The sequence below is a fragment of the Nocardioides sp. Z43_10 genome (assembly GCF_059766615.1).
In genome coordinates this window covers 1-21,055 of record NZ_JCBAJY010000017.1, presented here as the reverse complement: position 1 = coordinate 21,055, position 21,055 = coordinate 1, and the positions used below count along the sequence as shown (strand labels likewise).

Annotated in this window: 22 protein-coding genes; 17 read left to right on the top strand and 5 right to left on the bottom strand. The window is 72.9% G+C overall.

Going from position 1 to position 21,055, the window contains the following annotated elements; translation table 11 throughout:
- Positions 1 to 65: 65 nt before the first annotated feature.
- Genes AC6EI4_RS19630 through AC6EI4_RS19615 form a run of 4 tightly spaced genes read right to left on the bottom strand, consistent with a single transcriptional unit; the run spans position 66 to position 3,250 of the window.
- A complete protein-coding gene (locus AC6EI4_RS19630; protein ID WP_498452512.1) occupies positions 66 to 989 on the bottom strand; it encodes an aldose 1-epimerase family protein in 924 nt (307 codons plus the stop codon).
- Positions 990 to 999: 10 nt separating this feature from the next.
- Positions 1,000 to 1,560: a uridine kinase family protein gene (locus tag AC6EI4_RS19625; RefSeq protein ID WP_498452511.1), complete on the bottom strand. Its 561-nt coding sequence runs from the start codon at positions 1,558 to 1,560 to the stop codon at positions 1,000 to 1,002.
- 8 nt (positions 1,561 to 1,568) lie between these two features.
- A complete protein-coding gene (locus AC6EI4_RS19620) occupies positions 1,569 to 2,783 on the bottom strand; it encodes an amino acid deaminase/aldolase (RefSeq protein WP_498452510.1) in 1,215 nt (404 codons plus the stop codon).
- A gap of 5 nt (positions 2,784 to 2,788) precedes the next feature.
- Positions 2,789 to 3,250 (bottom strand): hypothetical protein, encoded by a 462-nt coding sequence (locus AC6EI4_RS19615; protein ID WP_498425319.1) that lies wholly within the window; start codon positions 3,248 to 3,250, stop codon positions 2,789 to 2,791.
- A gap of 38 nt (positions 3,251 to 3,288) precedes the next feature.
- Here AC6EI4_RS19615 and AC6EI4_RS19610 point away from each other — a divergent pair, with 38 nt between their 5' ends.
- The 8 genes from AC6EI4_RS19610 (at position 3,289) to pheT (ending at position 11,170) form a co-directional block, all read left to right on the top strand.
- Positions 3,289 to 3,810, top strand: coding sequence for an SseB family protein (locus tag AC6EI4_RS19610; protein WP_498452509.1), 522 nt, complete (start codon positions 3,289 to 3,291; stop codon positions 3,808 to 3,810).
- Positions 3,811 to 4,023: 213 nt separating this feature from the next.
- Positions 4,024 to 4,821 carry a translation initiation factor IF-3 gene (infC, locus tag AC6EI4_RS19605; RefSeq protein WP_498452508.1) on the top strand — a complete coding sequence of 266 codons (798 nt, stop codon included), beginning with the start codon at positions 4,024 to 4,026 and terminating at the stop codon, positions 4,819 to 4,821.
- A gap of 75 nt (positions 4,822 to 4,896) precedes the next feature.
- Positions 4,897 to 5,091, top strand: coding sequence for a 50S ribosomal protein L35 (rpmI, locus tag AC6EI4_RS19600; protein WP_460793202.1), 195 nt, complete (start codon positions 4,897 to 4,899; stop codon positions 5,089 to 5,091).
- Positions 5,092 to 5,164: 73 nt separating this feature from the next.
- Entirely contained in the window at positions 5,165 to 5,557 is a 393-nt protein-coding gene (gene rplT / locus AC6EI4_RS19595) for a 50S ribosomal protein L20 (RefSeq protein ID WP_498425323.1), read from the top strand.
- A 40-nt stretch (positions 5,558 to 5,597) separates the two neighbouring features.
- A complete protein-coding gene (locus AC6EI4_RS19590) occupies positions 5,598 to 6,422 on the top strand; it encodes a TrmH family RNA methyltransferase (protein ID WP_498452507.1) in 825 nt (274 codons plus the stop codon).
- A gap of 16 nt (positions 6,423 to 6,438) precedes the next feature.
- The gene (locus AC6EI4_RS19585; protein WP_498452506.1) at positions 6,439 to 7,473 is read left to right on the top strand and encodes a sensor histidine kinase; all 1,035 of its coding nucleotides are present in this window, start codon (positions 6,439 to 6,441) and stop codon (positions 7,471 to 7,473) included.
- Positions 7,474 to 7,565: 92 nt separating this feature from the next.
- On the top strand, positions 7,566 to 8,678 hold the full coding sequence (gene pheS / locus AC6EI4_RS19580; RefSeq protein ID WP_498452505.1) for a phenylalanine--tRNA ligase subunit alpha: 1,113 nt from the start codon (positions 7,566 to 7,568) through the stop codon (positions 8,676 to 8,678).
- Entirely contained in the window at positions 8,678 to 11,170 is a 2,493-nt protein-coding gene (pheT, locus tag AC6EI4_RS19575) for a phenylalanine--tRNA ligase subunit beta (RefSeq protein WP_498452504.1), read from the top strand. Before pheS ends, pheT begins: the two co-directional genes overlap by 1 nt.
- 408 nt (positions 11,171 to 11,578) lie before the next feature.
- Here the strand turns inward: pheT and AC6EI4_RS19570 are convergent, their stop codons facing one another.
- Positions 11,579 to 12,385 (bottom strand): maleylpyruvate isomerase N-terminal domain-containing protein, encoded by an 807-nt coding sequence (locus AC6EI4_RS19570; protein ID WP_498425328.1) that lies wholly within the window; start codon positions 12,383 to 12,385, stop codon positions 11,579 to 11,581.
- Between the two features lie 83 nt (positions 12,386 to 12,468).
- Here AC6EI4_RS19570 and argC point away from each other — a divergent pair, with 83 nt between their 5' ends.
- The 9 genes from argC to AC6EI4_RS19525 all read left to right on the top strand — a co-directional run bounded on the left by argC (position 12,469) and on the right by AC6EI4_RS19525 (position 20,862).
- Complete coding sequence (gene argC / locus AC6EI4_RS19565) at positions 12,469 to 13,512, top strand: N-acetyl-gamma-glutamyl-phosphate reductase (RefSeq protein ID WP_498452503.1); 1,044 nt, start codon at positions 12,469 to 12,471, stop codon at positions 13,510 to 13,512.
- A complete protein-coding gene (locus AC6EI4_RS19560; protein WP_498452502.1) occupies positions 13,509 to 14,099 on the top strand; it encodes an ACT domain-containing protein in 591 nt (196 codons plus the stop codon). Before argC ends, AC6EI4_RS19560 begins: the two co-directional genes overlap by 4 nt.
- Positions 14,096 to 15,247 carry a bifunctional glutamate N-acetyltransferase/amino-acid acetyltransferase ArgJ gene (gene argJ, locus AC6EI4_RS19555; protein WP_498425331.1) on the top strand — a complete coding sequence of 384 codons (1,152 nt, stop codon included), beginning with the start codon at positions 14,096 to 14,098 and terminating at the stop codon, positions 15,245 to 15,247. Before AC6EI4_RS19560 ends, argJ begins: the two co-directional genes overlap by 4 nt.
- On the top strand, positions 15,244 to 16,173 hold the full coding sequence (argB, locus tag AC6EI4_RS19550; protein WP_498425332.1) for an acetylglutamate kinase: 930 nt from the start codon (positions 15,244 to 15,246) through the stop codon (positions 16,171 to 16,173). The genes argJ and argB overlap by 4 nt, the downstream gene beginning before the upstream one ends.
- Complete coding sequence (locus AC6EI4_RS19545; protein WP_498452501.1) at positions 16,170 to 17,333, top strand: acetylornithine transaminase; 1,164 nt, start codon at positions 16,170 to 16,172, stop codon at positions 17,331 to 17,333. Before argB ends, AC6EI4_RS19545 begins: the two co-directional genes overlap by 4 nt.
- Positions 17,330 to 18,259, top strand: coding sequence for an ornithine carbamoyltransferase (gene argF / locus AC6EI4_RS19540; protein WP_498452500.1), 930 nt, complete (start codon positions 17,330 to 17,332; stop codon positions 18,257 to 18,259). Before AC6EI4_RS19545 ends, argF begins: the two co-directional genes overlap by 4 nt.
- Positions 18,256 to 18,792 carry an arginine repressor gene (locus tag AC6EI4_RS19535; protein ID WP_498425335.1) on the top strand — a complete coding sequence of 179 codons (537 nt, stop codon included), beginning with the start codon at positions 18,256 to 18,258 and terminating at the stop codon, positions 18,790 to 18,792. Before argF ends, AC6EI4_RS19535 begins: the two co-directional genes overlap by 4 nt.
- 76 nt (positions 18,793 to 18,868) lie before the next feature.
- The gene (gene argH, locus AC6EI4_RS19530; RefSeq protein WP_498425337.1) at positions 18,869 to 20,266 is read left to right on the top strand and encodes an argininosuccinate lyase; all 1,398 of its coding nucleotides are present in this window, start codon (positions 18,869 to 18,871) and stop codon (positions 20,264 to 20,266) included.
- Positions 20,263 to 20,862, top strand: coding sequence for a DNA-3-methyladenine glycosylase (locus tag AC6EI4_RS19525; protein ID WP_498452499.1), 600 nt, complete (start codon positions 20,263 to 20,265; stop codon positions 20,860 to 20,862). The genes argH and AC6EI4_RS19525 overlap by 4 nt, the downstream gene beginning before the upstream one ends.
- Positions 20,863 to 21,055: the final 193 nt, after the last annotated feature.

The window sequence follows — 21,055 nt, the reverse complement described above, 5'->3', positions numbered from 1 at the left end:
GCTGACCCGCTTCAAGCGCTGAGGCGCTGCAGCGCCGACCCGGTCGCCCGGGCCGGCGGGTCGCGCTACAGGGCGCGGATGCCCCAGCTCGCGGCGTACGACGCGTCCGGCTCGCCCGCGGCGCCCAGCACCACCAGGTCCTCGCCCGAGGCGAACGCGTCGGCCTGGGTGGTCATCGGCTCCACCGCGAGCGAGCGCCGGGCGGTGGCCGGGACGTCGTCGGCGGAGTAGACCTGCAGCCAGCGATGCCGCTCGTCGGCCCACAGCGCGACCCCGGTACCCGCGGCCCGGTCACGCAGCTCGACCTGGGCGCGTCCCTCGTCGTCGCGCACCAGGTCGGTGACCGCGTGGTTCCAGACGGTCTCGCCGATCGGGCGCGGGGTGCGGAAGTCGTAGGGCGTCGCGGTGACCGGCTCGCGCCCGATCGGCAGCAGCCGCTCGTCGTCGACCAGCGACCGGGTCGCCGCCGGCAGGGTCAGCTCCCAGCCGTCGACGGGACCGTTGCCCGCCCTCAGGTACGGGTGCGCCCCGGAGCCGTACGGCGCGGGCCGCGGCGCGTGGTTGGTCGCCGCCTGGGTGACCAGCAGGCCGTCGGCGGACAGCGCGTAGCGCACCACCCGGTCGAGGGTCCAGGGGTACCCGCTCTGCGCCATCAGCCGGTGGCGCAGCGTGACGGAGCCGGCGGAGTGCTCGACCGGGGTCCAGGAGACCCACCGGACCAGGCCGTGCGAGGCGTTGCGGCGCGCGGGCTCGCTCAGGGCCAACTGGTGCTCGGCGCCGTCGAAGGCGTAGCGGCCGTCGCGCAGCCGGTTCGGCCACGGGGCCAGCAGCTGCCCCCGCCCGCCGTACGACATCTCCTCGCCGGTGAAGCCGTCGATGAGCGCTCGGCCCTCGTGCTCGAGCAGCCGCAGCGCGGCACCACCCTCGGTGACGACGGCGCGGTAGCCGCCGGCGGAAATCTCGAACTGCTCTCCAGAGGGCGCGACCATGCCCGCCAGCCTAGGCCCCGCCGTCCACCTGGAGATCGGCGCGCTGCCGGGTGGCCTCGGCGGCGAAGTGGGCGGCCTCGTCGATCCGCCACCGGGCCAGGTGCGGCGCGGCGTCGGCGCCGTCGCGGGCGAGTCCCCGCGCTATCCGGAGCTCCTCGGGGGCACTGACCCAGACCAGGGCGGTGACCAGGTCCGCGTGGCGTCGCAGGCCCGCCCCCACGCCCTCCACCACCAGCAGGCCGGCGGGGGAGACGGTGACGTCCTCGGCGTAGCGACCGGCGTGCCAGTCGTAGCGGCGGTAGCTCCCGGGGCGGCCCTGGGCCAGCGGACGCAGCAGCGGGTCCAGGCGCGCACCCAGACCCGGGAGCCCGCCCCAGCCGTCGAGCAGCTCGTCGGTGTGCACGACCCGGGTGGGGCAGAGCACGCGGTGCTCCGCGGCCAGGGCGAGCACCGCGTCGGCCAGGGTGGTCTTCCCCGACCCCGACGGGCCGTCGATGGCGAGCAGGCGCCCGCCGCCCAGCGACGGCTCTCCGGCCAGGAGGAGGTCGAGGACGCGCAGCGCCGCCGGCACGGACCCGCTCAGAACGTCTGCCCGTGCCCGCGGTAGGTCGCCACCGCGTCGACGAACCGCTCACCGGCCAGGAGGTGCACCTGCGCGGTGTGCTCGAAGACCTCGCCGGACTTGGCATGGCGGAACCAGACCAGGTCCCCGATCCGCAGGGCCGAGGCCGGGGCGCCGTGCAGCGGGGTCTGCACCTCGCCGGCGCCCTCCAGCGGCATCAGCGACAGGCCCGGAGGCGCCCAGGGCGTGGGCAGACGATCGTCGCCGGCCGGACCCGAGGCGACCAGGCCGCCCCCGAAGACCGTGGCCACCTCCGGAGCGGGCCGGCGCACCACGGGGACCCCGAAGAACGACGCGGGCACCGGGGTGAACGAGGCGTAGTGGTCGAACAGCGTGGGCACCAGCAGACCCGACCCGGCGGCGATCTCGGTGACCACCGGGTCCGCGCTCGTGGACTCCACCGAGCCCGAGCCGCCGCCGTTCCAGAACTCCAGCTCGACCAGCGGGGCCAGCGCCTCGGCGACCCGGGCCCGGCGCTCGGCCAGCTGGCGCACCGACGCGCTCTTGATCCGGCGCACCACCGCGGAGCGGGCGCCGGGCAGCCGGTCCTGGACGCCGGCGACCTGGCCCTCGTAGGTCATCACCCCGACCAGCCGGAAGCCGTCGCGGGCCAGCACCGTGCGGGCCAGGTCCGCCACCGCCTCGGCCGAGAGCAGCGGCGAGCGCTTGGGCCCGACGTGGTGGCCCGCCACGACCAGGCCGGCGTCGACGTCCAGCGCGACCCGGACCGGCACGGCCCGTGAGGAGCGCACCGCGTCGACCACGTCGAGGTGGGCGACGTCGTCGACCATCAGCGTGATCGCGGCGGCGGCCGCGGGGGAGGCCACCAGGCGGCGCAGCGCCTCCCGGTCGACGCTCGGGTAGGCGACGACGATGTCGTCGCTGATGCCCTGCTCGTGCAGCCACAGGGCCTCGCGGAGGGTGTAGCCCAAGACACCGTGGAAGCCGTCGCGCTCCAGCGCGCGGCGCAGCAGCGCCGGGACCCGCAGCGACTTGGAGGCCACCCGGATCGGCTTGCCGGCGGCGCGCCTGACCAGGTCGGCGGCGTTGGCGTCGAAGGCGTCCAGGTCGACGACCATCAGCGGGCACGGCGCCGGCGCGTCCAGCGCGGCCACGGCCCGGTCGAGGCGCCCCCAGAGCAGGTTGCGCGCGACCAGCGAGTCACCCACCACCGGGCTCAGGTGATCCCGCGCTTGCGGAGCAGCGCCTCGATGTCGGCCAGGTCGTCATCGATCGCCGGGTCGGCGCCACCACTGGCCGGCGGTACGGCGCGGCGCCCGGCCGAGCCGCGCGCCGCCGGGGGCGTCTCGGCCGCGCCACCGGCCCGCGGGGTGACCCCCCGGCCGCGCTCGCGCAGGAAGCCGGAGACCACGAACAGCACGACCGAGATCCCGGCCAGCGCCACGCCCAGCCAGACGATGGGGGAGAAGGCCAGCCCGGTCGCCCAGTCGCCGACCGCCATCGAGACGTCGGCGAACAGCTCGAGGGTGTCGGTCAGCAGCGCCGCCGGCGCCAGCAGGGTGAGCCCGGCGCCGCGCAATGCGGAGGCGACGCCGCGGTGCCGCCAGGCGTAGACGGTCCAGGCCGCGCCGAGGGCGGTCAGCACGGCGGCGAGGGCGAACCACGTTGCGTCATCCACCCCGCAAGCCTTGCACAGCGGATGTGAGAATGGGTCCCATGAGTGCAAGCGACCGTTTCGCCGGTACCCGCATCCCCGACCCGGGGTTCGCCGGCGACACCGGCGAGGCCGCCCCCGAGGTCGTCGCCGCGCTCACCGGGTACGCCGCCGGGCAGGTGCGCTACGCCGAGGCGCTGGCGGCGCTGGCGCACAGCCGGGTGCTGGTCCCGGTGGTGGCGGTCCTCGGTGAGGTCGAGTACGACGAGGCGGGGCTGGCCCACGACAAGTCCAGCGACATGGCCGCGGTGCTGATGACCGGGCGCGACGGCAGGCTCGCGCTGCTGGCCTTCACCGGCACCGCGTCGCTGCAGGCCTGGAATCCCGAGGCCCGACCGGTGCCGGTCCCGCTCCGGGTCGCGGCCCAGTCGGCGCTGCAGGACAAGGCCGCCGCGCTGGTGCTCGACATCGCCGGTCCCGCCACCTTCGTGGTGCAGGGCGACGACCTGACCGCGCTGGCCGCGGGCTGGACGCTGGCCCGGGTGGGCGACGGCTTCGGCTGGATTGGTGCCCCGGGGGAATGATCGGCTAGCATCAGGCGTTGACCGATCAGTTCCGCAGTCTGCACATTCGCGTGTGAAGGCGACGGAGCCGATCTACAAGCGGAGGCTCAGCTCGATTCGCCTCCCACCCGCACCGGCCGCCGCAGGCTCTCGAGCAGGCACAGGTCGTCGGGTCCGGTCCCGAGGAGAACGTGACACGACAGCCAGGATCGTCGTGGAGCGCCTCTTCGTAAGGTGCGTGCCCTGCAGTTGCGGGGGACGTGTCGCGACTGGCTTCCGCTTGCACCAGCGGAAGCCTTTTCTGTTTTCCAGAGCAGGTTGCCGGACACGTTTCTTCCAGGAGGACACATCAGCACCGAGCTCCGCATCAACGACCGGATCCGGGTTTCCGAGGTCCGTCTCGTTGGACCCAATGGCGAGACCGTCGGCATCGTTCCGACGGCTGACGCGCTGCGGCTTGCCCAGGAGGCCGATCTCGACCTCGTCGAGGTCGCCCCGACGGCGCGTCCCCCCGTCTGCAAGCTCATGGACTACGGGAAGTTCAAGTACGAGAACGCCCAGAAGGCCCGTGAGGCTCGACGGAACCAGACGAACGTGATCATCAAGGAGATGAAGCTTCGTCCCAAGATCGACGCGCACGACTACGAGACCAAGAAGGGTCACGTCGTGCGGTTCCTGCGTGCTGGGGACAAGGTCAAGATCACCATCATGTTCCGTGGCCGCGAGCAGCATCGCCCCGAGCTGGGCTTCCGCCTGCTGCAGAAGCTGGCCGAGGACGTCGCCGAGCTCGGCTTCGTGGAGTCCTCGCCCAAGCAGGACGGCCGCAACATGGTCATGGTGCTCGGTCCGCACAAGAAGAAGGCCGAGGCCAAGGTCGACATCGAGGCCGAGAAGCAGACCAAGATCGCCGAGCGGGCCGCCGTCGAGGCCGACGAGCGTGCCGAGCGCACGGCGGCGCACGCTGCCGGGCCCGTGGCCCAGAAGAAGGAGCGTGGCCGCTCCGAGAATCTCGACCCCGAGATCGAGGCCTGAGCCCCGCGCGGGCGACACCAGCTTCACCACGCAGGTCGCAGCGATGCGGCCCGACCAGATAAGAGAGCGAAAGAGATGCCGAAGAACAAGACGCACTCCGGTGCCAAGAAGCGCTTCCGGGTGACCGGTTCGGGCAAGATCCTGCGGGAGAAGGCCGGCAAGCGACACAACCTCGAGAAGAAGGCCTCCAAGGTCACGCGGCGGATGACCGGCACGGTCGAGCTCGCCAAGGCCGACCGCGGCAAGGCCAAGAAGCTCCTCGGTCTCTGAGGTCTCTCGTTCCCCCGACGCCGGCCCCCCGCCGGCCGTCACCCCGAATTTTTGCTGAGCAAGGAGTAAGACAGTGGCACGCGTCAAGCGGGCAGTAAACGCCCAGAAGAAGCGCCGGGTAGTTCTCGAGCGGGCCAGCGGCTACCGCGGCCAGCGCTCGCGGCTCTACCGCAAGGCCAAGGAGCAGGTCACCCACTCCCTGGTCTACAGCTACAACGACCGGCGCAAGAAGAAGGGCGAGTTCCGCAAGCTCTGGATCCAGCGCATCAACGCGGCCGCCCGCGCGAACGGGATGACCTACAACCGCCTGATCCAGGGACTCAACCTGGCCGGCGTCGAGGTCGACCGCAAGATCCTGGCCGACCTGGCCGTCAACGACGCCCCGGCGTTCGCCGCCCTGGTCGCGACGGCCAAGGCCGCGCTGCCCGAGGACGTCAACGCCCCCAAGGTCGAGGCCTCGGCCTGATCTCGGTCGCGCTCCGGCGCGTCTGAGCGAGCCTGACGACGTGGCGAGCTTCCGTTCCGACCCAGCCCCGGTCTCCGGGGTGCCGCTGACCAGCGGGAACACCCGGGTCAAGAACGCGCGGAAGCTCGCCCGTCGTGCATTTCGGGCCGAGCAGCGACTCTTCCTCGCCGACGGCCCCAAGGCCCTCGAGGGCGCACTCGGGGTCCCCGGCTGCGTGCTCGAGGTGTTCGCCACCCCCGAGGCCACCGCGCAGCACGGCGCGCTGCGTGCCCGCGCCGAGCGCTGGACACTGGTCGACGCGCACGCACTGGCCTCGCTGAGCGACTCCGTCACCCCGCAGGGCGTGGTGGGCGTCTGCCGCTTCGTCGACCGACCGCTGGAGCACGTGCTGTCCCCGGCTCCGCGACTGGTGGCGATCTGCGCCGACGTGCGCGACCCCGGCAACGCCGGCACCGTGATCCGGTGCGCGGACGCGGCCGGCGCAGGGGCGGTCGTGCTGGCGGGCAACAGCGTGGACCCCTACAACCCCAAGACGGTGCGGGCAACGGTCGGCAGCCTCTTCCACCTCCCCCTCGCCACCGCGCGCGACGCGGCGCACGCGGTGCGCGCGGCGCAGGCGGCCGGGCTCCAGGTGCTGGCCGCCGACGGCAAGGGCGAGCTCGACCTCGACGACGCCGCCGACGCCGGGCAGCTGGTCGCGCCCACGGCCTGGCTGTTCGGCAACGAGGCCTGGGGCCTGCCCGACGAGCTGGCCGCGCTGGCCGACCACCGGGTGCGCATCCCGCTGCACGGCCGGGCCGAGAGCCTGAACCTCTCCACCGCCGCCGCGATCTGTCTCTACGCCTCCGCCCGAGCCCACCGCTGAGATGGCCGGCGCCGAGGTGAGCGACCTTGACCTGCTCCCCGACGGCGCCGTCATCGCCGACGGGCAGGGCACCGTGCTGGCGGTCAGCGACGTGGCGGCGAGGATGCTGGGGCGCCCGGGCTCCGCGCTGCTCGGCACGCCGTTGCCCGACGTACTGACCCTGCAGGACCAGGACGGGCGGTACTGGTGCCAGACGAACCGCCCCTACGACGGCCTGCGCACCCGCACCGGTGTCCCCGAGCAGTCCTGGCTGCTCCCCGACGGCGTCGAGGTGCTGGTCGCCGCCCGGATCCACCGCGACGACGCGGGGGAGGTACGCCGGGTCGCGGTGAGCATCCGCTCCGGGCGCGGCCGGGCCCGCCTGGACCGGGAGCGCTCCGACCTGGTGGCCACGGTCGCCCACGAGCTGCGCTCGCCGCTGACCGGGGTGAAGGGCTTCGTGCAGGCGATGCTCAACCGGTGGGACAAGCTCAGCGACGCGCAGAAGCGGCTGATGCTGACCACCGTCAACGCCGACGCCGACCGGCTCAGCCGGCTGATCGCCGAGCTGCTCGACGTGGCCCGCATCGACACCGGACGGCTCTCGCTCTACCCGCGCCCCTGCGACGCGGTGCTGCTCAGCCGGCGCGTCGTGGAGTCCGCCTCCGCGGGCACCTCCCGCCCGGTGGAGCTGGTCGCCGCCGCGGGGCTGGCCGAGATCAGCGCCGACCCGGACAAGTTCACCCAGGTCCTCACCAACCTCGTCGAGAACGGCGTGCGGCACGGCACGGGGACGGTGCGGGTGACGCTGTCGCCACTCGGCGCCGGTGCGGAGTTCGCCGGCGTCGAGATCACCGTGGACGACGAGGGGGAGGGGATCCCCGAGGAGATGCGCCAGCGCGTGTTCACCAAGTTCTGGAAGCACGGCGAGCGGGGCGGCTCCGGGCTGGGCCTGTACCTCGTGGTGGGGCTGGCCCGGGCGCACGGAGGGCGGGTCACCATCGCCGAGGCGCCCTCGGGCGGGGCGCGGGTCTGCGTGGCCTGGCCGAGCGAGGACCGGCGCCAGGACTGAGCCGGCCCGGCAGCGGTCATCCGGTTGGCGGCGGCTCGCGCGGACTTCCTAGACTGGCCGCTGAGATCACCGCTCCTGCCGGAAAGGCAACCATGTCGGGCCCCAACACCGATTACGACCCTGTTCAGGTCACGCCGCTGCGTGCCGACGAGGTCGAGACCGCGCGCGATGCCGCGCTGGCCGCGATCGCCGCTGCCGGCGACCTCGCCGAGCTCAAGGAGGTCCGCCTCCAGCACGCCGGCGACCGCTCCCCGCTGGCGCTGGCCAACCGGGAGATCGGTGCCCTGCCGCCGCAGGCGCGCAAGGAGGCCGGCCGGCGCGTCGGCCAGGCCCGCAAGGACGTCGGCACGGCGCTGACCCAGCGCCAGGCGGTGCTCGAGGCCGAGCACGAGGAGCGGATGCTGGTCGAGGAGACCGTCGACGTCACGCTGCCCACCGACCGCCGCCCCAAGGGCGCGCGGCACCCGATCACCATGCTCTCGGAGCGGATCGCGGACATCTTCGTCGCGATGGGCTGGGAGATCGCCGAGGGCCCGCAGGTCGAGGCCGAGTGGCTGAACTTCGACGCGCTCAACCTCGGTCCGGACCACCCGGCGCGCACCATGCAGGACACCTTCTGGCTCGAGCCGGCCACGGCCGCCCTGGTGCTGCGCACGCACACCTCGCCGGTGCAGGCGCGGACCATGCTGACCCGGACCCCGCCGATCTACATCGCCTGCCCGGGGCGGGTCTACCGCACCGACGAGGTCGACGCGACCCACTCGCCGGTCTTCCACCAGGTCGAGGGGCTGGTCATCGACGAGGGCATCACGATGGCCCACCTCAAGGGCTCGCTGGACCACCTGACCACCGCGCTGTTCGGCGACGGGATCACCACCCGGTTCCGGCCGTCCTACTTCCCCTTCACCGAGCCCTCGGCCGAGATGGACCTGGTCTGCTTCGTGTGCCGCGGCACCGGCCTCGACGACGCCGGCGGCGACGCCTGCCGCACCTGCCGCGGCGAGGGCTGGATCGAGCTCGGCGGCTGCGGCGTGGTCAACCCCCGGGTGCTGGTGGCCTGCGGGGTCGACCCGGAGCGCTACACCGGCTTCGCCTTCGGGTTCGGCATCGACCGAGCCCTGATGTTCCGTCACGGCGTCGAGGACCTTCGCGACGTGTTCGAGGGTGACGTCCGTTTCACCCAGCCCTTCGGAGTGGAGATCTGATGCGCGCCCCCGTCTCGTGGATTCGCGAGTACGTCGACCTGCCGGCCGACCTGTCCACCGAGGAGCTGGCCCGCAAGCTGACCATGCTCGGGCTCAAGCTCGAGGCGCTCGTCGCGCCCGGTGACGCCATCACCGGGCCGCTGGTGATCGGCCGGGTGCTGACGCAGGAGAAGGAGCCGCAGAAGAACGGCAAGACCATCAACTGGTGCACCGTCGACGTCGGCGACGCCAACGGCACCGGCGAGCCCCAGGGGATCGTCTGCGGGGCGCACAACTTCGGCGTGGGCGACCTCGTCGTCGTCGTGCTGCCCGGCGCCGTCCTGCCGGGCGGCTTCGCGATCGGCGCGCGCAAGACCTACGGCCACCTGTCCGCCGGGATGATCTGCTCGGCCGCCGAGCTGGGCCTGCCCGCGGACGCGCTCGGGTCGGGCGAGGGCATCATCGTGCTCCCCGAGGACGCCGGTGCGCCCGGCGATGACGCCTTCGTGGTGCTGGGCCTCGACGACGCGGTGATCGAGTTCGAGATCAACCCCGACCGCGCCTACGCGCTGTCGCTGCGCGGCATCGCCCGCGAGGCCGCGCTCGGCTTCGGCGCGCCGTACACCGATCCCGCGCAGCGCGAGGTCCCGGCCGCCAACGACGCCGGGTACCCGGTGCTGGTCGACGACGCCGAGGCCTGCCCGGTCTTCGTGACCCGTCAGGTCAGCGGCTTCGACCCGGCCGCCCCGACGCCCGGCTGGATGGCCACCCGGCTCACCCAGGCCGGAATGCGCCCGATCTCGCTCGGCGTGGACGTCACCAACTACGTGATGCTCGAGCTCGGCCAGCCCATCCACGGCTACGACCGGGCTCGGCTCGCGGGCCCGATCCGGGTCCGGCGCGCGTCGGCGGGCGAGGAGCTCACCACGCTGGACGGCGTGCGCCGCACGCTGAGCCCCGAGGACATCCTGATCACCGACGACTCCGGCCCGATCGGCCTGGCCGGGGTGATGGGCGGCGAGCACACCGAGCTCAGCGACACCACCACCGAGGTGCTGATCGAGGCGGCCTGCTTCGACCCCGCCTCGATCTTCCGCACCCAGCGCCGGCACAAGCTGCCCTCGGAGGCCTCCAAGCGCTTCGAGCGCGGCGTCGACCCCGAGCTGGCCGCCTACGCCGCGGACCGGGTCGCGACGCTCCTGGTCGAGCACGGCGGAGGCACGCTCGAGGAGGGCGTGAGCGTCGTCGGCGCGGCGCCGGCGCGCCGTACCGTCTCGATGAGCGTGGACCTGCCTGCGCGCATCACCGGGATGGACATCGCCGACGCGACCACCGTCGCCCACCTCGAGGCGGTCGGCTGCGAGGTCAGCGTCGCGGACGGCACGCTGAGCGCGGTCGTGCCCTCCTGGCGTCCCGACATCAGCGACCCCTTCGACCTCGTCGAGGAGGTCGCCCGGATCGTCGGCTACGACCAGGTGCCCTCGGTGCTGCCGCCCGCCCCGCCCGGACGCGGACTGAGCACCGAGCAGCGGCTGCGCCGCCGGGTGGGCCTGGTGCTCGCCGGGGCCGGCTTCAACGAGGTGATCAGCTACCCGTTCGTCGGGGACGCCGACTGGGCGCGGCTGGGGCTGCCCGAGGACGACGCGCGGCGCCAGGCCATCCGGATCGCGAACCCGCTGTCCGCGGAGGAGCCGGCGCTGACCACGAGTCTGCTGCCGGGGCTGCTGCGGGCGCTGGGGCGCAACGCCGGGCGCGGGATCGCCGACGTGGCGCTCTTCGAGACCTCCGTGGTCTTCCTGCCTACCGGCACCGAGGCCGCGCCGATCCTGCCGGTCGACCGCAGGCCCACCGACGAGGAGTGGGCGGCGATCCAGAAGGCCGTGCCGCACCAGCCGATGCACCTCGCGGTTGCCCTGAGCGGAGACCGTGAGGGCGCTGGCTGGTGGGGTGAGGGGCGCGCCGCGTCCTGGTCCGACGCGGTGGCCGCGGTGCGTGAGGTGGCCGCGGCGCTGGGCGTCGAGATCGAGGTCCGCGCCGCCGCCGTCGCGCCGTGGCACCCCGGTCGCTGCGCCGAGATCCTGCTCGGCGGTGTGGTCCTGGGACACGCCGGCGAGCTGCACCCCAACGTGTGCAAGGCCTTCGGCCTGCCGCCGCGGGCCGCGGCCGCCGAGGTGGACCTCGAGGCGCTGCTGGAGCATGCCGTCACGATCACGCCGGCCCCGCACTTCTCGTCGTACCCGGTGGCCAAGGAGGACGTCGCCCTGGTCGTCGACGAGTCCGTGCCCGCCGCCGCCGTCGAGACCGCGCTGCGCGAGGGCGCCGGCCCGCTGCTCGAGTCGGTGCGGCTCTTCGACGTCTACACCGGCGAGCAGGTGGGGGAGGGGCGCAAGTCCCTCGCCTTCGCCCTGCGCCTGCGCGCCCCGGACCGCACCCTGAAGGAGGGCGAGGCCGCGGCCGCACGCGACGCCGCGGTCGCGCTGGCCGCGGAGCGTACGGGCGCTGTCCAGCGCTGATCTCCCCCTGTCGGTTTCCCCGGTCGGCCGGGGAACGCTGAACTTGTCGGCCGAAACTTCGCCCGACAAGTTCAGCGTTTGCCCGACAAGTCGCGCCCCCGAGCCCGAGAACGCCGAGTCGGCGTGAGCTCGCGCGCATTCGGGGTCGAGTCGGCGTGAACTCCTACGTGGCCGGCGCGGATCGGCCGATGGCCGGTCGAGGGCGCCTGGCCAACCGTTTGCCCATGAGTCCACAACGACTGGGCGCTCGTACGGCGTGAGTTCGCGCCGACTGGGCGGTCGTACGGCGTGAGTTTGCGCCGACTGGGCGCTCGTACGGCGTGAGTTCGCGCCGACTGGGCGGTCGTACGGCGTGAGTTGGCGCCGACTGGGCGGGCGTAGGGGGTGAGTTCGCGCCGGGTCGGTGGGTTAGGTGATGGGTTGGTTCACTACCTGGCGGAAGCGAGCGTAGGCAGCGGGCTCGCCGGTGACCGTGACACCCTCGTCGCCGGCGCGCCGCCACAGCCAGGCGTTGAGGGCGGCGGCGTGACCGCTGACCACGGCGGCCGGCTTCGCTCGATGTTCCATCGACCGGCGCTCGATCACCCGGATGTCGTCAAGGTCGTGCGCGACGTCGTCCCCGTTGCTCCCGGTGAACCGGCCGACCTGCACCCAGATCTCGTCGCCGGTGTCGGCCATGTCCACGCGCAGCAAAGGGCCGTCGGCTGCGAACGACCCGAACGGGGGAACGCCGCCGAACATCACCGTCAGGGCCTCGTCGACACCGTCCGCGGCGAGCTCGCGATCGATCTCGGAGACGCCGGCGCCCGCGGTGTGCTCGGCGTCGAGGCGGTGGATCAGGGCCTCGTGTGCCTGGCGTCGCAGAGTGAAGCCCACCGTCTGCTCATCGGCCCAGCTCCAGGCCTGCTCGGTCGGGCGCGCCGCCGCGAGCGCCGAGACCAGCGCGGAGGCCGCGGCCTCCGACGCCGCCATCAGCTCGGCCCACGACGCGGGGCGCGGCGGCGCGGTCCGCTCGTCGGGCCCAGCGGGGCGATGGGTCACGATCCAGGCCCAGAAGTCCTGCACTTCGGTGAGATGCCAGAGCAGGTCCGCGGCGTCCCACTCCGGGCAGGTGGGCACCCGATCGTCGGGAGCACACCCGCCTAATGCAGCGCGGAACCGGGTAGATTCAGTGCTGATGTGCTCCAGGTAGGTCGCAGGTGCCAGGCGCGTCATGCCCAGACGCTAACCCGGCCGCCCGCCCGGCGGACAGGAATCGACCACCCCGCGTAAGAAACCATGCATGCCAGTGTATAGTCATGCATATGTCAACTACCCAGATATCCGTCGCCGTCGCCGGCGCGTCCGGGTACGCGGGCGGTGAGGTGCTCCGGCTCCTGCTCGGCCACCCCGCCGTCACGATCGGTGCGTTGACCGGCGGCTCCAACGCCGGACAGCGGCTTGGTGCTCTCCAGCCCCACCTCGTCCCGCTGGCCGACCGGATCCTCGAACCGACCAACCCGGAGACCCTGAGCGGCCACGACGTGGTCTTCCTGGGGCTGCCGCACGGGCAGTCGGCCGAGATCGCCAACGCGCTCGGCGACGACGTCGTCGTCATCGACTGCGGGGCCGACTTCCGCCTCGAGGACCCCGCGCTGTGGGAGAAGTTCTACGGCGGCACGCACGCCGGCGCCTGGCCCTACGGCATGCCCGAGCTGCCCGGCCAGCGTGAGCGGCTCAGCGGCGCGCGCCGGATCGCGGTCCCCGGCTGCTACCCGACCGTCTCCACCCTCACCGCGGCGCCCGCGCTCGCGCACGGCCTGATCGACCCCGACATCGTGGTCGTCGCGGCCAGCGGTACGTCGGGCGCCGGCAAGGCTGCCAAGCCGCACCTGCTCGGCAGCGAGATCATGGGCAACGCCAGCGCCTACGGGGTCGGCGGGGTGCATCGGCACACGCCCGAGATCCTGCAGAACCTTGGCCGGCTCGTCGACGACGAGGTGAAGGTGAGCTTCACCCCGCTGCTGGTGCCGATGCCGCGCGGGATCCTGGCCACGGTCTCGGCGCCGGTGCGCGAGGGCGTCACCGCCGAGTCCGCCCACGCCGTGTACGCCAAGGCCTACGCCGACGAGCCGTTCGTGCATGTCCTGGCCCAGGGCCAGTGGCCGCAGACGAAGTCGGTGACCGGATCGAACGCGATCCACCTCCAGGTCACCGTCGACGAGGACGCAGGGCGCCTGGTCGCGGTCGGCGTGGTCGACAACCTGGCGAAGGGCACCGGCGGCGCCGCCGTCCAGTGCATGAACCTCGCCCTCGGTCTCGAGGAGACCTTGGGCCTGAGCACCGTAGGGATGGCACCGTGAGCGAGCCCACCGAGACCCCCGAGGCCACCGAGGCCACCGAGGCCACCGAGCCCACCGAGACCCCCGAAAGCGAGCCCGCCGCGTCGGGCGCGACGTTCACGCTGCAGCAGTTCCCCGAGAAGCTGGCCGTGATCAAGCTCCCGGCCGGCGCCGAGATCCCCGCCTGGGCCGAGTCCTCGTCGCTGTTCTCGATCACCGCGACCGCCACCGAGACCTCGCTGATCTGCGCCGGTCGCGACGTGCCCGCGAAGGTGCCGGCCCACAAGGGGCTCACCGCGTTCGCCGTCCAGGGCCCGCTCGACCCGGCGCTGATCGGCGTGCTCAGCGCCCTGCTGACACCGCTGGCCGAGGCCGAGATCCCGGTCTTCGCGCTCTCCACCTTCGACACCGACTGGCTCCTGGTGCCCGCCCCCAAGGCGGACCAGGCGGCCGAGGCCTGGCGACGACGGGGCCACACCGTCACCGTCGCCGTACCCGTCGCCCCGCCGAAGAAGACGCAGCCCAAGAGCTCCCGCGCCGAGAAGTCCGAGGCCCGGAAGCAGGGCCCGTCGAGCGCGCCCTCCGGAAAGAAGAAGCCCAAGAAATGAGTGTCACCGCACCCGCCGGGTTCGTCGCCGCCGGCGTCCCCGCCGGCCTGAAGTCCACCGGCGCCAAGGACCTGGCGCTGGTCGTCAACCAGGGCCCGACCTACGACTCGGCCACCGTCTTCACCAGCAACCGCTGCAAGGCCAACCCGATCCTGTGGAGCCAGGAGGTGGTCAAGGACGGCGTCGTGCGCGCGATCGTGCTCAACTCCGGTGGCGCGAACTGCTACACCGGGGCCGAGGGCTTCCAGACCACGCACGCGGTCGCCGAGCAGGTGGCCACCCGGCTCGGCATCGGGGCCATCGACGTGGTGGTGTGCTCCACCGGCCTGATCGGGCTGGCCAACCCCCGCCAGAACCTGCTGGACGGGGTCGACGCCGCCTACGCCGCCCTGGGCGCCGAGGGCGGCGACGACGCCGCCGAGGCGATCATGACCACCGACTCGGTGAGCAAGCAGACGGTGGTCGAGGGCGCCGGCTGGAGCATCGGTGGGATGGCCAAGGGAGCCGGGATGCTGGCCCCCCAGCTGGCCACCATGCTGGTCGTGCTGACCACCGATGCCGTGGTCCCGGCGGCCGATCTGGACAAGGCGCTGCGTGCGGCGACCCGGGTCAGCTTCGACCGGCTCGACTCCGACGGCTGCATGTCCACCAACGACACGGTGAGCGTGATGGCCAGCGGCGCGAGCGGGATCACGCCCACCCTCGAGGACTTCACCGACGCGCTCACCCAGGCCTGCACCGACCTGGCCATGCAGCTGCTCAAGGACGCCGAGGGCGCCGACCACGAGATCGCCATCACCGTGCTCAACGCGGCCACCGAGGACGACGCCGTCGAGGCGGCCCGCAGCGTGGCGCGCAGCAACCTCTTCAAGGCCGCGGTGTTCGGCAAGGACCCCAACTGGGGGCGGGTCCTGGCCAGCCTCGGCACCACCGACGCCGCGTTCGACCCGGCGGACCTGGACGTCGCGATGAACGGTGTGTGGGTGTGTCGCAACTCGACGCCGCACGAGGACCCCGCGAAGGTCTCGCTCGAGGCCCGCGAGGTCAGCGTCACCATCGACCTCAAGTCCGGTTCCGAGCGGGCCACCGTCTGGACCAACGACCTCACCCACGCCTACGTCCACGAGAACAGCGCGTACAGCTCATGAGCGACGACAACACCAAGCCGGCACCGGACCCCAAGAAGGCCGCCACCCTGGCGGCGGCCCTGCCGTGGCTGAAGAAGTACAACGGCAAGATCATCGTGATCAAGTACGGCGGCAACGCGATGACCGACGACCGGCTCAAGCGCGCGTTCGCCGAGGACATCGCGTTCCTGCGCTTCGCCGGCTTCAAGCCGGTCGTGGTGCACGGCGGCGGCCCCCAGATCTCCGCGATGCTCGACCGCTTGGGCATCGAGTCCGAGTTCAAGGGCGGGCTGCGGGTCACCACCCCCGAGGCGATGGACGTGGTGCGGATGGTGCTGGTCGGCCAGGTCCAGCGCGAGCTGGTCGGCCTGGTCAACGAGCACGGACCGCTCGCGGTCGGCCTCTCCGGTGAGGACGCCGGCCTGTTCACCGCCGAGGCGGCGAGCACCGTCGTCGACGGCGAGGAGGTGGACCTCGGCCTGGTCGGTGAGGTCACCCAGGTGCGCCCCGAGGCGGTCCTCGACCTCGTCGAGGCCGGCCGGATCCCGGTCATCTCCAGCGTCGCCCCCGACGTCGACGGCGTCGTGCACAACGTCAACGCCGACACCGCCGCGGCCGCGTTGGCGGTCGCGCTGGGCGCCGAGAAGCTGCTGGTGCTCACCGACGTCGAGGGCCTCTACCGCGACTGGCCGCACAGCGACGACCTGATCGGCGAGATCAGCCCCGAGAGCCTGGCCGAGCTGATGCCCGGGCTGGCCAGCGGGATGGTGCCCAAGATGGGAGCCTGCCTGAGCGCCGTCACGAACGGCGTGCCGCGCGCCACCGTCGTGGACGGCCGCGAGCAGCACGCCGTCCTGCTCGAGCTCTTCACCGACGAGGGGATCGGCACCCAGGTGCTGCCCCACGTGGAGACCAAGATCCGCAAGGCGAAGGAGGCCCCCGCATGAGCGACTGGAAGGCCCGTTACTCAGGGGCCCTGATGAACACGTTCGGCCCGCCCAAGCTCGTGCTCACCCGCGGCGAGGGGGCTCGGGTCTGGGACGAGGACGGCAAGGAGTACCTCGACCTGCTGGGCGGCATCGCCGTCAACTCGCTGGGCCACGCCCATCCCGCGCTGGTCGGGGCGGTCACCGACCAGCTCGGCACCCTCGGGCACATCTCCAACTTCTTCGCCAGCGGCCCGCAGATCGAGCTCGCCGAGAAGCTGCTCGAGCTGCTCGGCGCCGAGGGCCGCGTGTTCTTCGCCAACTCCGGCGCAGAGGCCAACGAGGCGGCGTTCAAGCTCACCCGGCGCACCGGGCGCACCCACGTGGTCGCCATGGAGGGCGGCTTCCACGGCCGCACCATGGGCGCGCTGGCGCTCACCTCCAAGGCCGCGTACCGCGAGCCCTTCGAGCCGCTGCCGGGCGAGGTCACCTTCGTGCCGTACGGCGACGCCGACGCGCTCGAGGCCGCGGTCACCGAGCGCACCGCCGCGGTCGTCGTCGAGCCGATCCAGGGCGAGGCCGGAGTGGTCCTGCCGCCCGAGGGGTACCTCGCCGCCGCCCGCCGGATCACCCAGCGCCACGGCGCGCTGCTGTGGATCGACGAGGTGCAGACCGGCATCGGTCGCACCGGCGCCTGGTTCGCCCACGCCGAGCACGGGGTGAGCCCCGACATCGTCACGCTCGCGAAGGGGCTCGGCGGCGGCATCCCGATCGGCGCCTGCATCGCCACCGGCGAGAGCGCCACGCTCCTGCAGCCGGGCAACCACGGCACGACGTTCGGTGGCAACCCGGTCGCCTCGGCGGCCGCGCTCGCGGTGATCGCGACCATCGAGAAGGAGGGCCTGCTGGCGCACGTCGAGGCGCTGGGGGAGCGGCTGCGCGACGGCCTGGGCGCCGACCCGCGCGTCGGCGAGGTCCGCGGCCGGGGCCTGCTGATCGGGCTCGACCTGGTCGGCGCCCGCTCGGCCGAGGTCGTCGAGGCCGCCCAGCGGGCCGGCTTCATCATCAACGCCTGCACCCCCGAGCGGATCCGGCTCGCGCCGCCGCTGGTGCTGACCCAGGAGCAGGCCGACTCGTTCCTCGCCGCCTGGCCGGCCATCCTCACCGAGGCCGGCCTGTGACCCGCCACTTCCTGCGCGACGACGACCTCAGCCCCGCCGACCAGGCGGCGGTGCTCGCGCGGGCCGCGGAGCTCAAGCAGGCGCCGTACGACGCGAAGCCGCTGGCCGGGCCGAAGAGCGTGGCCCTGATCTTCGACAAGCAGACGCTGCGCACCCAGTCGTCGTTCTCGGCCGGTGTGGCCGAGCTCGGCGGCTTCCCGATGGCCATCGACGGACGGCTCGCCGCGATCGGCGAGCGCGAGTCGATCGCGGACGTCGCCCGGGTCCTGGGGCGCCAGGCCAGCGTGATCGTGTGGCGCACCTACGAGCAGGCCAAGCTGGAGGAGATGGCGCACTGGGCCGGGGTGCCGGTGGTCAACGCGCTGACCGACGACTTCCACCCCTGCCAACTGCTCGCCGACCTGCAGACGGTTATCGAGCGCCGGGGGCCGCTGGCCGGCCAGACCGCGACGTTCCTGGGCGACGGCGCCTGCAACGTGGCGCACTCGTGGCTGCTGGCCGGGACCACCGCCGGGATGCACGTGCGGATCTCGGCGCCGACCGGATTCGAGCCTGCCGCGGAGGTGATGGCCCGGGCCACCGAGATCGCCGCCACCACCGGCGGGTCGGCGACGTTCGTGGCCGACCCGATCGAGGCGGTCACCGACGCCGGCGTGCTGATCACCGACACCTGGGTGTCGATGGGCAAGGAGTCCGAGAGCGACGAGCGGCTGCGGGCCTTCGCCGCCTTCGCCCTCGACGAGGAGAAGCTGCGACACGCCCAGCCCGATGCGCTCGTCCTGCACTGCCTGCCCGCCTACCGCGGCAAGGAGATCACCGCCGACGTGCTCGACGGACCCCAGAGCGCCGTGTGGGACGAGGCCGAGAACCGGCGCCACGCCCAGAAGGCGGTCCTCAGCTGGCTGATGGAGGAGACCGGCTCGTGAGCGAGGACTCCGCGGTCGTCAACCCGATCACCAAGATCGCCCGCCAGCAACGGGTGATCGACCTGCTCGAGCAGCACGAGATCCGCTCGCAGTCCGAGCTCGCGGAGCTGCTCGCCGAGCGCGGCGTCCATGTCACCCAGGCGACGCTGAGCCGGGACCTGGTCGAGCTCGACGCCGTCAAGGTGCGGGCACGCTCGGGGGCTCTGGTCTACGCCGTGCCCGGGGAGGGGGGCGACCGCACCCCCGCCCACCTGCGCGAGACGGCCTCCGCGGGCAACCGGCTGGCCCGGCTCTGCTCCGAGCTGCTGGTCAGTGCGGAGTCGAGCGCGAACCTGGTCGTGCTGCGCACCCCGCCGGGGGCGGCGCAGTTCCTGGCCAGCGCCTTCGACAAGGCCGAGCTCGGCGACGTCCTCGGCACGATCGCCGGTGACGACACCGTCCTGGTGATCGGTCGCGACCCGCGCGGCGGAGAGCTGCTGGCGCGCCGCTTCCTGTCCCTGGCCAACGACCCCAAGAACCTGCCGGTCGACTGAGCACGCCCGCCAGTCGCACCCGAACCTGAAACAGAGGACCCCCGTGACCGAGAACCAAGGGACCACCAACGCCGGCATGCTCTGGGGCGGCCGGTTCGCCGGCGGACCGAGCCCGGAGCTCGATGCGCTGTCGAAGTCGACGCACTTCGACTGGCGGCTGACGCCCTACGACCTCGCCGGGTCCCGCGCCCACGCCAACGCGCTGCACGGGGCCGGCCTGCTCAGCGACGACGACCACACCGAGCTGCTGCGTGGCCTGGACGTGCTCCGCGAGCGCTACGACGCCGGGCAGCTGCACCCCGACGCCGGCGACGAGGACGTGCACGGGGCGCTCGAGCGGCTGCTGGTCGAGGAGGTAGGCGCAGAGGTCGGGGGCCGGCTGCGCGCCGGACGCTCGCGCAACGACCAGATCGCCACGCTGTTCAAGGTCTTCCTGCGCGACCACGCCCGGGTCGTTGCCGGAATGGTCCTCGACCTCGTCGAGGCGCTGGAGGCGCATGCCACCGAGCACCTCGGCGCGATCATGCCGGGGCGCACCCACCTGCAGCACGCCCAGCCGGTCCTGCTCTCGCACCACCTGCTGGCCCAGGCCTGGCCGCTGGTGCGCGACGTCCAGCGCCTGCGGGACTGGGACGCGCGAGTGGCGGGCGACTCGCCGTACGGCTCGGGGGCGCTGGCCGGCGCCAGCCTGGGCCTCGACCCTCGGGCCGTTGCCGCCGAGCTCGGCTTCAGCGACTCCACGGCGAACTCCCTCGACGGCACCGCGGCACGCGACTTCGTCGCCGAGTTCGCCTTCGTCACCGCCATGATCGGGGTGGACGTGAGCCGGCTGGCCGAGGACGTGATCCTGTGGGCCACCCGGGAGTTCGACTTCGTGCGCCTGCACGACAGTTGGTCGACCGGCTCGAGCATCATGCCGCAGAAGAAGAACCCCGACATCGCTGAGCTGGCGCGGGGCAAGGCGGGCCGGTTGATCGGCAACCTGACCGGGCTGATGGCCACCCTCAAGGCGCTCCCGCTGGCCTACAACCGCGACCTGCAGGAGGACAAGGAGCCGGTCTTCGACTCCGTCGACACCCTGGAGGTGCTGCTGCCTGCGGTCACCGGCATGGTGCGCACCCTGCGGTTCAACACCGAGCGGATGGCAGAGCTCGCCCCGCAGGGGTTCTCACTGGCCACCGACGTGGCGGAGTGGCTGGTGCGCGAGGGCGTGCCGTTCCGGGTGGCTCACGAGGTCGCGGGGGAGTGCGTCCAGCGCTGCGAGCAGCTCGGCCTCGAGCTCAACGAGCTCAGTGACGAGCAGTTCGCGGAGATCTCCGAGCACCTGAGCCCCGAGGTCCGCGAGGTGCTGAGCGTCGAGGGCTCGGTGGCCTCGCGCAACGGCCGGGGCGGGACCGCTCCGGTGCGGGTGGGCGAGCAGCTCGAGGAGATCCGTCGCGCGGTCCGTCAGGCGCGGGCCCACCTCGAGTCGTGACCGGCTCGGCCGACCTGGACGAGCTGCTTGCCCGACCCGCCCCCGAGGTCGCGCCGGCGCTGCTCGGGGCGACGATCAGCCACGCCGGCGTCACGGTGCGGCTCACCGAGGTCGAGGCGTACGGCGGTGCCGACGACCCGGGCTCGCACGGGGACCGAGGCAGTACGGCGCGCAACGCGGTGATGTTCGGCCCGCCCGGACGCCTGTACGTGTACTTCACCTACGGCATGCACCACTGCGTCAACGTGGTCACCGACCACGAGGGAGTGGGCTCCGCCGTGCTCCTGCGCTCCGGGGAGGTGATCGCCGGGGAGGACCTCGCACGCAGCCGACGTGGCAGCGCCACGACGCGAGACCTGGCCCGCGGCCCGGCCCGGTTGTGCCAGGCCCTGGCGCTCGACCTCAGCCACAACGGGGCGCGCGTCGGCGCCGGCGAGGTCGAGCTGTGCCTGCCGGGCGGTGACAGCTCCCCGGCGGTGGGCACCGGGCCGCGGGTGGGCCTGCGGCTGGCCGCCGAGCGGCCCTGGCGCTACTGGTTGGAGGGCGATCGGTACGTCTCGACGTACCGCCCCGCGACGCCCCGCCGTCGCCCCTGAGCAGGCTTCACCGGACCCGATTTGCACGGCTCGCCAGCCCCGGTCTAATGTTCTGTCTGTCGCCGAGAGCGGCGGGGAGCAAGGCCCTGAAGAGGGTGCGGGCTCCCGGCTCTCATGTCGGCCCCTTTCGCTGTGTCTCCGGTTTGACCGGGTGGTGCGGATCGGGTAAGTTTCTGCAGGTTGCCCCGGCGCC

Bases quoted from the DNA above. Each gene is read 5' to 3' on its own strand.
- AC6EI4_RS19630 (WP_498452512.1), bottom strand. From the start codon at position 989: ATGGTCGCGCCCTCTGGAGAGCAGTTCGAGATTTCCGCCGGCGGCTAC.
- AC6EI4_RS19610 (WP_498452509.1), top strand. From the start codon at position 3,289: ATGAGTGCAAGCGACCGTTTCGCCGGTACCCGCATCCCCGACCCGGGG.
- rpmI (WP_460793202.1), top strand. From the start codon at position 4,897: ATGCCGAAGAACAAGACGCACTCCGGTGCCAAGAAGCGCTTCCGGGTG.
- pheS (WP_498452505.1), top strand. From the start codon at position 7,566: ATGTCGGGCCCCAACACCGATTACGACCCTGTTCAGGTCACGCCGCTG.
- pheT (WP_498452504.1), top strand. From the start codon at position 8,678: ATGCGCGCCCCCGTCTCGTGGATTCGCGAGTACGTCGACCTGCCGGCC.
- AC6EI4_RS19570 (WP_498425328.1), bottom strand. From the start codon at position 12,385: ATGACGCGCCTGGCACCTGCGACCTACCTGGAGCACATCAGCACTGAA.
- argC (WP_498452503.1), top strand. From the start codon at position 12,469: ATGCATATGTCAACTACCCAGATATCCGTCGCCGTCGCCGGCGCGTCC.
- argJ (WP_498425331.1), top strand. From the start codon at position 14,096: ATGAGTGTCACCGCACCCGCCGGGTTCGTCGCCGCCGGCGTCCCCGCC.
- argB (WP_498425332.1), top strand. From the start codon at position 15,244: ATGAGCGACGACAACACCAAGCCGGCACCGGACCCCAAGAAGGCCGCC.
- AC6EI4_RS19545 (WP_498452501.1), top strand. From the start codon at position 16,170: ATGAGCGACTGGAAGGCCCGTTACTCAGGGGCCCTGATGAACACGTTC.
- argH (WP_498425337.1), top strand. From the start codon at position 18,869: ATGCTCTGGGGCGGCCGGTTCGCCGGCGGACCGAGCCCGGAGCTCGAT.